The sequence below is a fragment of the Microbulbifer regidiadema (SeqCode) genome, from assembly GCF_052466995.1.
Map to the genome: position 1 here is coordinate 276,464 of NZ_CP174297.1, position 12,641 is coordinate 289,104.

9 protein-coding genes are annotated in these 12,641 nt (G+C 44.5%); 4 read left to right on the forward strand and 5 right to left on the reverse strand.

All coding sequences use genetic code 11. The features are described from left to right. The first annotated feature begins 408 nt into the window (after positions 1-408). Positions 409-2,172, forward strand: coding sequence for a sulfatase-like hydrolase/transferase (locus ACJJIK_RS01125; protein ID WP_444943932.1), 1,764 nt, complete (start codon positions 409-411; stop codon positions 2,170-2,172). 173 nt (positions 2,173-2,345) lie between these two features. Here the strand turns inward: ACJJIK_RS01125 and ACJJIK_RS01130 are convergent, their stop codons facing one another. The 4 genes from ACJJIK_RS01130 to ACJJIK_RS01145 all read right to left on the reverse strand — a co-directional run bounded on the left by ACJJIK_RS01130 (position 2,346) and on the right by ACJJIK_RS01145 (position 7,768). Then, a complete protein-coding gene (locus ACJJIK_RS01130; RefSeq protein WP_444943933.1) occupies positions 2,346-3,431 on the reverse strand; it encodes a hypothetical protein in 1,086 nt (361 codons plus the stop codon). Positions 3,432-4,262: 831 nt separating this feature from the next. Then, entirely contained in the window at positions 4,263-5,183 is a 921-nt protein-coding gene (locus ACJJIK_RS01135; protein ID WP_444931590.1) for a prohibitin family protein, read from the reverse strand. Positions 5,184-5,726: 543 nt separating this feature from the next. Continuing rightward, a complete protein-coding gene (locus ACJJIK_RS01140; protein ID WP_444931589.1) occupies positions 5,727-6,422 on the reverse strand; it encodes a hypothetical protein in 696 nt (231 codons plus the stop codon). 650 nt (positions 6,423-7,072) lie between these two features. Continuing rightward, on the reverse strand, positions 7,073-7,768 hold the full coding sequence (locus ACJJIK_RS01145) for a hypothetical protein (RefSeq protein ID WP_444931588.1): 696 nt from the start codon (positions 7,766-7,768) through the stop codon (positions 7,073-7,075). Positions 7,769-9,259: 1,491 nt separating this feature from the next. On the opposite strand from ACJJIK_RS01145, the gene ACJJIK_RS01150 reads away from it, so the two are divergent. Continuing rightward, a complete protein-coding gene (locus tag ACJJIK_RS01150) occupies positions 9,260-9,784 on the forward strand; it encodes a hypothetical protein (protein ID WP_444931587.1) in 525 nt (174 codons plus the stop codon). A 642-nt stretch (positions 9,785-10,426) separates the two neighbouring features. Here the strand turns inward: ACJJIK_RS01150 and ACJJIK_RS01155 are convergent. Further along, entirely contained in the window at positions 10,427-10,870 is a 444-nt protein-coding gene (locus tag ACJJIK_RS01155; RefSeq protein ID WP_444931586.1) for a hypothetical protein, read from the reverse strand. 381 nt (positions 10,871-11,251) lie between these two features. Between ACJJIK_RS01155 and ACJJIK_RS01160 the strand changes: the two genes are divergently transcribed. Both ACJJIK_RS01160 and ACJJIK_RS01165 read left to right on the forward strand, forming a co-directional pair. After that, the gene (locus tag ACJJIK_RS01160; protein WP_444943934.1) at positions 11,252-11,824 is read left to right on the forward strand and encodes an MFS transporter; all 573 of its coding nucleotides are present in this window, start codon (positions 11,252-11,254) and stop codon (positions 11,822-11,824) included. Further along, positions 11,715-12,629: an MFS transporter gene (locus ACJJIK_RS01165; protein ID WP_444943935.1), complete on the forward strand. Its 915-nt coding sequence runs from the start codon at positions 11,715-11,717 to the stop codon at positions 12,627-12,629. Before ACJJIK_RS01160 ends, ACJJIK_RS01165 begins: the two co-directional genes overlap by 110 nt. Positions 12,630-12,641 lie beyond the last annotated feature (12 nt).

Consider the following 12,641-nt stretch of genomic DNA (forward strand, 5'->3'; position numbering starts at 1 on the left):
AGAAAGGCGGTAGACGTTAGAGTGTGTGCCAGTAAGTCTAGTCTGCGGTGAGTCTACATTCCCTTAAAGCCAAAGCCGGTTAAGCATGTGTCGCTTGTGTTGGCAGTCTAGAGGTGGATTTGGCGTTTTCTTGTTGAGAGGTGGCAAGCATTCGCTATAAAAAGTAAGAAAACTTTTCCTCTCCGACAATTTGTCCTCTTATCCATTGATGGAGGCTTTCCATATTCTCTATAAATATTGATTGCGAGGTGAAGTGTAAGCGATCAAGGCTATCCTTCAATAAGTATTAAAGCGAGCTATCACTATTTTAATCCGTATAGATTATTGGCAGTTTAACTTTGGAGATTTCAGGGGATTGGTGCGCTTAGAGGCCGCCAGCTCAATATAAACGTTAACTGGATATCAGGTATGAAGCTGTTTTGGTTATGGCTCTTTGGCGGTAAAGTCTATATTGCGTGCCTTGTTGCAATCTTTATGCTGTCAAGCCTTATGGCACAGGCAGAAAATTTGCGGGGGAGCACTACGGGGCCAACCTCTGCACCAGGGTACAGCCATCCCGATCAGTTTCTGCATTTAAAGCCGGTAAAGCTGGCGGATAATATGTACCCGGTAATCCAGCACCCGCAAGAGGAAAAGCAAGCTAGGCAGATGCTGACGCTTCTGGAAGAAAAGTTTGGCAAAAAGCCTAACATACTGATTTTCCTGCTCGATGATGTGGGTTGGATGGATGTCGGATTTAATGGTGGGGGTATTGCAGTAGGCAATGCCACACCAACTATGGATAAGTTGGCGAATGAGGGACTTATACTGACCTCTGCCTATTCAACACCTTCATGCTCGCCGACACGAGCGACGATCCATACCGGTCAAAACCCTTTACATCATGGCATCTTGCGCCCCCCTATGTACGGTGAAGCCGGTGGTTTAGATGGTGCAGTCACAATGCCCGCCATACTTAAGGAACTGGGATATGTTACCCAGGGGGTGGGTAAATGGCATATGGGGGAGAATAAGGGGTCTTTACCGCAGAATGTTGGCTATGACGATTATCGGGGATTTCTCGGTGTATCAGATATGTATACAGAGTGGAGAGACGTCTATTTTAATCCGGAAGTAGCACTGTCTCCAGAGCGCTTTGCAATGATGCAGAAGGAGTCATTTAGCCATAGCGAGGTACACTGTACGCCACAGGATAGAGAGAAATGTAAAGATATCCATCAGATTGATCTGGACTATATCAAGGTGCTTGATGATCAGTGGATGGAGTACAGTGTAAATTTTATTAAGAAAATGAAAACCTCTGAAAAGCCATTTTTCCTATATCACGCTCCTAGAGGTTGTCATTTTGATAATTATCCATCCGATAAATGGGCGGGTAAATCCAGGGCTCGTACGGTATATAGCGACTGTATGGTGCAGATGGATTATGTATTGGCGCAGTTGTTTGCTGCGTTGCAGGAAACAGATCAGCTATCTAATACTCTTATTTTTTTCACCTCGGATAATGGCCCGGAGTGTGAGGTTCCCCCCTATGGTCGAACGCCTTTTCGGGGCTGTAAAGGGACTAGCTGGGAGGGGGGCGTAAGGGTGCCGACATTTGCATATTGGCAGGGAGTTATCAAGCCGCGCCGGACTGAAGGATTATTTGATCTGGCTGATCTATTTAATACGGCTATTTCGATAGCGGGTAAGCCCGGTAAAGCAGTTGCAAGCTTTGTCAGCGAAGATCGCTATATCGATGGTATCGACCAAACTGGAATGTTGTTGGCTGATAATGGTCAATCTGCACGTCGCAGTAGGCCCTATACCATGAATCAGTATTTTTCTGCGATGCGTATTGATGAGTTCAAATATGTATGGACCGCAGAAATTGAGAGTGGTGTAGTACAGAGAGGAAACTGGGGGGGATTTAGCGGCCCCATTTTTGTTGAGAGTGGCGGGGCGATACTGTTTAATCTTTATTCCAACCCCCAGGAAGATGCCAGTATTGGTGTGCGTCATTTGCCAATGCTTGTACCCGTGATGACAGCGGCGGGTGACTATATGAAAGAGCTTATTAAGTACCCTCCACAATTTAAGATCGGCTTTATATCAAATAATCCACCTATCTATGATCTTTTACCTCAGGCTAAAGAAAAGTTGGAGAAGGAGGGGGCTGGTAAAGCCCCATAATCTTAGGGGTGAATCTTTAACGTTTTAGCCGGATTTAAAAGAGTGGCTGTTTAAGCTTGTGCTATTCTGGCAGATAGCAACTTGAAGCAGGGGAGCTTATAGCTCTAGTAGGCTGGCACAGCAGTGAGATTGGCCGGCCCTGGTTTGGAACCTCCAGGGGCCGGCGAGTATAATTATTGCAAGATTGTGCCTGTATTATTAGTGCCCACTTGGGTGGCAATTGCAGAATTCCCAGTGGTTGCCTGGGTGGTGTCGAGAGTGTTAGTTGTGCCCATTTGTATACTGCTGGCTGAATTCATCGTTGATGTTTGAGTAATAGTAGATCCATTAGAATCGCCAATCTGCTCCATATAGGCTGCCAATAGATCTCCATCTTGGGAGAGGTTTGCGGAATTACTCAAGCCATCCTGTTCGATTTCCCCTTCGTTACTTGCCCCAGTTTGATAGGTCATAACCATATTTGTAGTACCCAGTTGTTCAGCATAAAGACTGCTGCCGGTACCGAGTTCTTGTGAGATATCCGCATCATTTGAATCGCCGTTCTGTACAAGCTCGGCAGTATCGCCTATGGATGTAGGCTGGATCACCATTGAGGTGTTACTTGTTCCCAGCTGGGTTACTGTCAGGTTATTTCCCGTTCCAGCTCCCTGGCCAAATGAAGCCATATTTGACGTTCCATCCTGCAATATGATGGCAGTACTAGAAGTCTCCATGTTCTGAGCGCCGGCTACGGAGTTGCTTGTTCCAACCTGGGTGATAAAAAGCATATTTCCCGAAGAAATCGCTTGAGTAATAGAGCCATCATTGGAGTCACCATTTTGGCTGATTACAGTAGTGTTGAGCGATGAATCGGTTTGTACCGGAACGAATTGATTCGAAGTGCCAATTTGCGTAACTGTTGCGGTACTTGAGGTGGCCCTAATTTGAACTGCAACAAAAAAATTGCTCTGGCCATTTTGTGATATGGTAACAGTCGATGCTGTGGTATCAGATTGCTCAATCGATGAAACTGTGTTGTTGTCGCCAACTTGAGTGCTGTAAATAAAATTATTTGTCGAGTTTGTTAGCTGAGATGTAATCGATGAGTTATTGTCACCAGTTTGCGTAAAGCTTGCAACATTGCCCGAAGTGGTAGGGTCGACTTGGTTAGACGTAGCTGTATTTCCGTTGCCATTTTGAGAGACGTCGGTAGTATTGGCGGCGGTATGCCCACTGAAGGCTAACGCAACTGCCGCAGCAATGGAGGTGTAAGCTTTCATATCTATTTCCTTACAAATTATTAAGCTCTATTAATCTGGTTGTGATCTGTTCGCCGATTTGAAACGCTACTAAACGGTTGCTTAATCTAAGGTGGGTTTTAACTCACTGAGTAATCACCTAAACTACTTTCATGCAAACTTACTGCTGACGCTCAAAATACTATTACGCGAAATAATGCCGGATGATGTGATTGGGTGCCCCCTAAATTCTGGGTTGAGTGCTGGGTATTTTCCTTGGGAATTAACTATCAATAGCTTGAGAAAAATCTCCTAGGAGGGATTGTGCGGTTGATTCTGCAGCTACCGGTTTATTGTATTGCCCAAGTCAGTCCCCAAAGGTGGCGCTAAAGCACAAGCTACATCTTAATTGTGGTTGATAAGCAGGTATTTGGTGGGCAAGTGGAAGGGGACTTCCAGCATCTATTATTGAGACTTTGGTTGTTGTGCGTGGGGCCAGTAATGATTCTGCTGCTTGTGATGATCTAGATCCGATTCGATTTGGGGTAAGACTTCCCGGGGAGTCCGATATACGCCTAGGCAGAATTGCTATAGCCCCTTCAACTCTTGTTAAAATTATTTCTGTACCTGAAAGGCGGTAGACATTGATATGTGTAATAGGGGTTCTCTAAATGATTCCCTTTAAGAGGTGGAGGTAAGTATCTATCATTTGGCTTGGAAAACTGAGGCAAAGTTGCCGCAGCTGAGAGGGGCTTAAGTGGTGATCACTATCTGGAAAATACTGCCAACATAAGAAGATAGGCTTGGCGCCGCTATTGGGAGACGCCAAGCCTTTGCTACAAAAGGTAAGAAAAACTCTAACTGTGGGGCAAGTTAATTTTTGCGGTTAGAATTACTTCCCATATCCCACAGAATTGGTTGATCGCCGCCCATAATGGTTGAAGGCATCTGGCCATTCCACTGCTGCGCGCGAATATATTCAACTAAGGTATGATTTTTGGCAATTGCTTCGGCTTTTGCTTTAATCGCTGCGGCCTCGGCTTCACCCTTTTCGAGAATGGCATAAGCTTCCGCCTCGGCCTCTACCCGAATCTTATGAGCTTCACCATCCGCTTTAGCTTTGGTGGCATCACGGCGTGCATTGGCTGTATTCACTTCACGCTGTGCTTCAAGTTTTTGACGCTCTAGTTTGTGTTTTTCTGCCGCAGCCAGATTGAGTTCCGTCTGTTTGGTCTCAATAGACTGGATGTACTTGGGAGGCAAGTTGATGCTCTCAATCTGTACATCGCCAAGCTCCATAGGCAGCCCCTTGGTTTCCTCTTCCAGGAGTTCCTCAATCCGTCGGATTGCCGCATTTCGGTTCTGAATAATCTGTTCGGCTTTAAACTCGGCTAAACCCGCTTTACTGGCACTTCTCAGTCTGGGGTCGAGGATACGCTGCTCAAATTGTTCCAGGCCACCATATTGCTTGTACAAATCAATGGCAGCGCTACGAGTTACCGTCCAGTTCACAGCTGTCACCGCTTTTAACGGCATCTGCTCCGCCGTGGCGGCATTCATCGTCTCAACATTTTTCCGGGTTCTGACTTCGATTTCGACTACATTGTCTATAAGTGGGACCTTTGTATGAATTCCGGGATCAACCTGTGAAACAGCCTTACCAAAACGCTTTACAATTCCTACGTGCCCTTCGTCAACCGTAAAGACGGTTCCCATGAGGATAGGTAGGATTAGCAGTAGTACAACAGCGCCAGCAATTCCCTTCTTAATAGTTTCTACCTTAATATCTTCCACAATTTTTCCTTTATTTGCCTACACACAAGGTCAATATTTGTCCATAAAAGTGATTGTGTTGAGGAGGTTTCGTAAGCGATATTGCCACCTGGCTAATAAAATGTACCAGATAGACTTTGTTACAATTCACTATAAATGGCCGGTGGCATAGTACAGATTTTTTTTAAAATTTAAAAGCTAAGAGAGTAGGTGGCGGTTACGTTGTGGCATCTGGTATGGGGTATGAGCAGTTGCACAATTTAAATTATAGTCCCTATTATCAGTAAGCCTTTAACTACTTGGTACCAATATCGAATTCACCGTTGACTCAGCCTACCATCCTTATCAGATTGATATAAATGGGGCTGCGGTCGATCAAAATTAACTGAACACTAATAATTTTTTATACGGTAAATCTTGATACCTAATCTGTTTCTATCAGGAATGAATTATATACTTGCCTTTCGGTTCTATTTGCTGCGCTCAGTTGGGTGTGCTCCAGTAGTTAAAGCCCCACCTAATTTGGTGGGGCTTTAACCGTAGGTTTAATTTTCAGGGTTGACCTTATGGGTGAATAAATTGCAGCCGAACCTTCTGTAGTCTCAAGAGTGTTGTTGCGGCATCAAATCGTACACGAGCCAAGTAGTAGCAGCTTTGGGTATCAATGGGGCGACTTAAAAGAGATACAGAGGTTGACCCTGTGGTTGTATCAAAGCTGGAGCTGGAAGCGATAGTCGTGTATGTAATGGCGCCGCCAGCGAAGGCAGGTTGGCAAACCTCAAAAACAAAAGTTTGCATCAGTGACGTGGCATCACTATCAGACCACCACCACCTATACCACTCCAGAGTGCCGCCATTGGGAAGGTCATCAAATTGGGCATCGGCAAACCGCTCAGTACCTAGACGACTGAGTTCAAGGCTGATTCCTGAATTGTATAACCACTGCGACCCAGTGGTATCCACTCGACCGATAAAATCCTTCGGCGTAATTGGCGAATAGTCTGTGCTTCCTGAGGGAAAGTATCCTTCTTGAGCATCAGGGCTATCAGTTGCCCCCAGGTAGGGATCAACTGACCTGCCCAAGTTGACGCCCTTGGCTGCATATACATTACTTGCGTCCCTTTCAAAGCCCATCGCTTCTAAGGTGTCAGGGTCAGTAATAAGAGAGTCATCATTTTTTGCTATAACCGGCTGCGACATCATCAAGAAGCCAAGGGTTGCACTAAGAGCACAACCAATCCATCCGTAGGACTTCTGCATCTACATTCTCCATAAATAATAGAATTTCGGTTAGATTGCTGCGACCTCTAAGAGCTAGGGCGATTCAACGTTAAGCTAACTGTCAAAGATTTTGTGTGCCCTATCTCTGGTGAGGACGAGGTAAATAATTAGCAGTAAATTTCAGGGTTGGCAATGTGGGTGCGGTGTAATCTTTTAGTTCAATTTGTGCTTTTAAGCGTTTTAGAGGATGGCAGTTTTAGCTGATTTTTTGCCGGTATATATGCCAGATTTGAATCGGAATAAATGGCTGCGGGATTGTATAAAAAATATAGGTGTGCTAGGTGGTTTTTTAAATGGTTTGGAAGAATGTGACTGTATTGTCTAGCGGATAGATTGTTGCAAATGGTATTTCAGAATAAGGTCAAAATATAGCCTGCAACCCTGTTCTTGAGCGGCGGGCTTTGTCCCGACTTCTCTTTTGTCAAAATCAACTCAGTTGCGCTGTCAAGGGTCTGGTTGCTTTATACGTTCTTAATGCAAGAGGATAGTTATGATCACTGCATTTGTGGGTGTCGAGAGTTTCTCCTGGGGGTTATTGGTCAGTTCCCGGCTGGGTGCGTTTAAATACCTAAAGCCTCACCCAATTGGGTGAGGCTTTAATGGCGCTAACTCTAACTTTTAGGGAGGGCTTATGGGTGAATAAACTGAAGCCGAACCTTTTGTAGCTCTAAGAGTGTTGTTGCGGCATCAAATCGCACGCGAGCTAAGTAATAACAGCTTTGAGTATCAATGGGGCGGCTTGATAGGGAGACAACCGTTGATCCGGTAGTCGAGTCAAAGCTTGGGCTGGATGCTAGAGTCGTGTAGGTGATAGCGCCGCCGGCGAAGGCGGGTTGACAGATTTCAAAAACAAAAGTCTCCATCATTGAAGCGGTGTCATTATCAGACCACCACCATCGATAAAACTCCAGAGTTCCACCATTGGGTAGATCATCAAACTGAGCATCGGCAAATCGCTCAGTACCTAAGCGGCTGAGCTCAAAGCTGATGCCTGCGTTATATAACCACTGTGTTCCTGTGGTATCAACTCGGCCGATAAATTCCTTCGGCGTAATGGGTGAATAATCCGTACTTCCTGATGGGAATAGCTCTTGTTGAGCATCAGGGCTATCAGTTGATTTTAGGACAGGCTCACGGGATCTATCCAGGTTGACCCCCTTAGCTGCGTATACATTATTTGCGTCCCTTTCAAAACCCATTGCCTCTAAAACCACAGGGTCAGTAATAAGTGTGTCATCATTCTTGGCGATAGCTGACTGTGACACCAGAAAGAAACTCAGGGTTGCACTAAGGGCACAACCAATCCATCCGTAGGGCTTCTGCATTTATTCTCTCCGTAAATAATAGAGTTTTGGTTAGGTTGAGGCGACCTCTAAGAGCTGGAGCGAGTTAATACCGAAATTTTCCGCTCTATCTCTAGTGAGGACGAGGTAAATAATTAGCAGTAAATTTCAGGGTTGGCAATGTGGATGTGGAATAATTTTTTCAGTCTCAATTTGTTTTTTGTTTTCAAGTTTTTGTTCGTAGAGTTTTGTTATTGCTACCGCTAGTTGTGACCTACAAAAGTAGTAGTTGCTTTTTCTTCCTGTAATGATTTGGAAGGAGGCTTGGTGTTGTCTCTGCTTGGTGGGAGCGTATTTTGTGTACGTTGGGAGGCTCTATATGGTAGAGGGTAGTCCGGATGCGATATGGTGGGATTTTTAATTTTATTTTAATTAAATTTTCATGCATTATTTGATTTTTTGTGGTTTGAGTTGCTGTATTTGTAATCTTGGGTTTGTCCTGAAGGGATCGCTATCATTTTTTTGTTGTGAGCCCCGGTGAGACTGTGTGGATGATAAACAATTTTTTTGGTGAAAATCTATAGTGGGTACTATAAAAATGGCTTATGCCAATAAGTCTGATGTGGCTCCTTTGGATATGAAAAAGCTGAATATGGAGGGTGGTGAGGTTTGTTGCAGTTGGCGATGGAAGGGGTTTTAATATGTTTTAATGCAGTAGGGTTATCAAAAAAATATCCAAAAAATCTGATCGATTAGGGCGGGTGTTGTCTCGCCGCCTGAAACAAGTGGGTGGTCTTATTTCTTTGGCGGGAGTGGCAGGTATTGTGACTTATCTAAGCTTGAGTCGTATTGCGGATGTTAGTGTTAGCTGCTCTTTATGCAGTTCTTGTTCTGTAAGGTTGTTTATTTTGAGTGGTTTTCTCTTGTGGTGTGATTTGCGAGAATTGATGTGGGCGATACTGGGATAAAATTACTAATAACAATTGCTTATATTGAGTTGGATGCTGATTGCTAGAAGCTTGGTCAGCAGTAAAGCTGTCGTCACATTTAAGGTTATTAAGGAGAGACTGTATTTTAGATGGTTGTGTTATGAGTAAAGGTTTTAATCAGATAAGGTCGAGAAAGGCAATTTGGTAACGGCGTCACAGTAATTCAAAAGATATGTTCGTGTAATATTGTAATGTTTCTCGGGGTTTTTGTTGTGCCGTTGGGTTGAAATGTATGTGGTGTTTGAGGGTTGTTTGTAAGGTGAGAAATTTTTAGTTGATGTAATAGTTCTGTGCTCCACCTTTGGGGGAGGTGTTCTGTAGAGGTGTTCTGTAGAGGTGTTCTGTAGAGGTGTTCTGTAGAGGTGTTCTGTAGAGGTGTCTGGGTGGTCACCATGTGGTCCCATGGCGGCGCTGACTCTCGATTTGTTTTTGATTAAAGTGATATTTTGCAGGAAAGTTTAGGTCTAACAGAAGTCGACATTTAACTTGTGTATCGGTATCCATATTTATGGGTGATTATTACAACTATAAATGGAGTCTATAAATGCCTGTATTTAAAAACCCTAAAAGACATGCGCTTGTTGTGCATTGTTTTCCATGGGATGTACCTGAGTGCCGCGCGCTTATTAAGTACTACTTTGATGAGATTGATCCTTTTGTTATCGCGGATGAGCGCCCGGAGTTTGAGCCCAATTTGATATTTAATGTATGTGCGTCGCAGAATTATGGCTCTTATCTGGGGGAGTACTTTAAATTTATCGATGTTTTTAGTGGGGCGGGTGAAAGTTTTATAAATAGTGATAATGCCTTTAGAAATCTCACTGAATTGCTGTTGCCCGGGGGGACCTTGTCTGTGGAGGTGTGGGGTTTGGATTATCCTCGGTATGCTTATCGGAATAGCATTTTTAGGGCGATACTGGATCTAAGGTTTAGAGATTTTTCTATGTTTCCACAGACAGAGGCTGAATGCGATAAGCATACAGCAAAATTTTCGTATCGAAAGTCGAGCTTCCCAAGTGATGATGAAGAAGACGATGAAGGTGGGGAGGAGGTAACATTGCTATTGTAATGCTGGCGAATACTTTGCCAAGATAGTAAGGCTTTCGGGTTGATTGAAATATTCTGATTGGGGAGTCTTTGCGTAATTCTGCGATATCTCTGTGGGTGAGGTGTTCTGTAAGGGGGTTAAAGAGTCGCAATATAGTTGCATGCCGATGCAGATATTTGCGTCTGTTGATGCTTAAAATTTTTCTTTGTGTAGGTTTGTGTGGTTTTTAGGAGTTGTGATTTGGGTTGCATTTGAAATTTATTTTCACAAAGCTTTTTTTTGGTATGGAAGGAGGCTGCGAATGGTGAGTACAAGTACATTCATGCAGATGTATGTGAAGAGGTATTTGGTTATTTATCATAAGTGGCTATTTGATACGCCAAAGCGAAAGGCAGAGAAGCTGGGGAAGGTTGGCTGCCCGATCGATTTTGATGTTTATAAATGCTTTATTGTTAATAATTCGGATTGTTACAAGGGAGTAAGGGGCTGAGCCTGACTAATAGATTTTTTCTCTTGCCGAATTAAGTTGTTCTTAGGCGGATTTCTCTAAGGGGCGAACTGGTGCCTCAATCGGTAGAGAGAGGAGTTTTCCTCTTCTTATATACAATCTGCGATTGTAGTAAATAGTGCCAGATGCAACAGTAAACTATATGCTGTTTAGCGTTATTGCGGAATTGGTGGGCTGGCTTTTATAAGGTGGTGGCATAGAAAAGCGATAGGAATGGCGTATAAACCTATAATAATTGCGGGCAAAAAGGATTCAAACAGGCAGAGCAGGATGCTGGGTAGGGCACCGCCCAGAATCATGGTGGTTCGAGTGTAGATCTGCATTTTCAATAAGAAATTCTCTACAAGCTTTCCGTAGGTGAGCGTCGCTATTAGGGCAATCAGAGCTGTAACTAAATAAGTTGTTAGCGCCGAGGTCAGGCCAGTGAGCATCCGGGGCCCTGGTGCGTCAAAGATGGAGAGGATGGCAATAATTGCTGGGAAAATGGCGCAAACTACAGCCGATGCTTTGAAGGCGATCCTGAAGGATAAGCGGCTTCTTTGCTCAGGGGGGCTGTTGTCTAATTCTGCTTTAGGAGCTTTGTAGTAGTTTCTCGGCATGTAGCGTCTATTGCCTATCTGTAACTGCTGATGAGATCTCTATATCGGAATGAGCCGATCGCTTTATAGTAATTTTTGCTTTGCCCAATGTAAATGCAATGGCATCAGAATTTATCGGGTCCGTGATATGTACCATGGTGCAAGCGCCTACCCCCTCTTATTGGTGGTTTGCTCTCGGTTTATTGATGCCAATTAAGCTTGGGGATTAAATTGGGTGTGTTGTTGCCGATACTAGACTTCTATTTGTTTCGGGGGTGCTGTTACTGCTACCCGCGATGAAATCCTGTGTGCTCTATACTTGTTTTCTTGTCAGTTTTTTAATGGTTGGCTATTTTTGTTGCTTGAGATTTTACTTTCTTGCCCAAAAAAGAGACCACAGGGGTGGAAAGAGAAGAAGTCCGTTTACAAAGAAAGCTTTATTTTAGCTTGTTGGCTCTGTCCCTGGCTATTTTCCTTGTTGCTAATGATTTTACCGCATTTTTTCCTGTATTGCCGGCGATGGAGCATGAGTTTCGCTCGGATATCACAACGACACAGTGGGTCATTAACGGCTATGTCTTGGTTTTTGGTGTATTGATTATCTCAGGTGGCCGACTGGCCGATATGTACGGCAGAAGAAACATCTTTTTGATTGGCACCTTGCTATTTATGGTTTTTTCACTGTTGGGCGGTTTGGCGATCAATATGGAAATGCTGTTGCTATCCCGCGCGCTGGTGGGGGTTGGGGGAGCGATGATGTGGCCATCAATCCTGGGCATGACCTATGGTTTGATGGGTGAAAAGCGAGCGGGGTTGGCCGGAGGGGGGGATTACTGTATGTGGTATTGCCAACTCGGTAGGCCCTTTGTTAGGTGGGGCTCTGGCGGATTACGCCAGCTGGAGGTGGATCTTCTTTATCAATCTGCCGATATCGGCAATTGCCCTGTATGTTTGTTGGAAAGTTATTCCCGATGATTCCCCTGAGGCTTGTGATGAGCGTATTGACTATGGCGGCATAGTCTTCCTATCGCTGGCTTTATTTGCCCTGCTGCTTGCGTTTGACCTTGTGGTTGATGTCGGTTTTAAAAGTCCGCTGGTGCTGGGTCTTATTGTGGCCTTTTTCCTGTTTATAGGCTTGTTTACCCTAATTGAAAAAATGGTGGGTCAGCGGGCCTTGATTCCACCGGATGTGGCTGGGAATAGGCGGTTTATTTTCGCCGGAATTGCCACCTTGCTAATTTCTGCTCTCTTCTTTGCCGGGCTGTTTTTTATCCTGCAATTCTTAACCAATATTCGCGGCGTATCGGCAGTGAGGGCTGGAATGGGGCTGATCCCAATGATGCTTGCCTTTAGTGTTTTCGGTTTTTTCGCTGGAAAAGTATACGATGTGATAGGGGCTAGGAAGATAGTAGCAGTGGCCACTTTGCTGATGGCGTTGGGAATGTATATTTTATCTCACCTACACAAAGATACTCAGTATATTGTTCTAATTCCTGGTTTTCTGCTACTGGGGACGGGTATCGGTTTGTTTAATTCTACGATTACAACGGTCGCTATTACTGTTGTTGATACCAGCCGAGCAAGTTTGGCGGGTGCAATAATTTTTATGCTGCAAATAGCGGGAGGTGCAGTGGGGTTAGGCCTGAATACCACCATTGTTGCATTGGCAGCTGATATGCCCTCGGGAATCGATACAGCATTTACGCTCAACGCCTGCCTGGCACTATCTGCTTTTGTTATTGGTGTCTTGTTTATTTCAGCAGAAAAAAAGCCCCGCTAGTTAGCGGGGCTT

What these genes read in the sequence shown, in the direction of transcription:
- ACJJIK_RS01125 (WP_444943932.1), top strand. Translation starts at nt 409, where the DNA reads ATGAAGCTGTTTTGGTTATGGCTCTTTGGCGGTAAAGTCTATATTGCG.
- ACJJIK_RS01130 (WP_444943933.1), bottom strand. Translation starts at nt 3,431, where the DNA reads ATGAAAGCTTACACCTCCATTGCTGCGGCAGTTGCGTTAGCCTTCAGT.
- ACJJIK_RS01140 (WP_444931589.1), bottom strand. Translation starts at nt 6,422, where the DNA reads ATGCAGAAGTCCTACGGATGGATTGGTTGTGCTCTTAGTGCAACCCTT.
- ACJJIK_RS01145 (WP_444931588.1), bottom strand. Translation starts at nt 7,768, where the DNA reads ATGCAGAAGCCCTACGGATGGATTGGTTGTGCCCTTAGTGCAACCCTG.
- ACJJIK_RS01150 (WP_444931587.1), top strand. Translation starts at nt 9,260, where the DNA reads ATGCCTGTATTTAAAAACCCTAAAAGACATGCGCTTGTTGTGCATTGT.
- ACJJIK_RS01155 (WP_444931586.1), bottom strand. Translation starts at nt 10,870, where the DNA reads ATGCCGAGAAACTACTACAAAGCTCCTAAAGCAGAATTAGACAACAGC.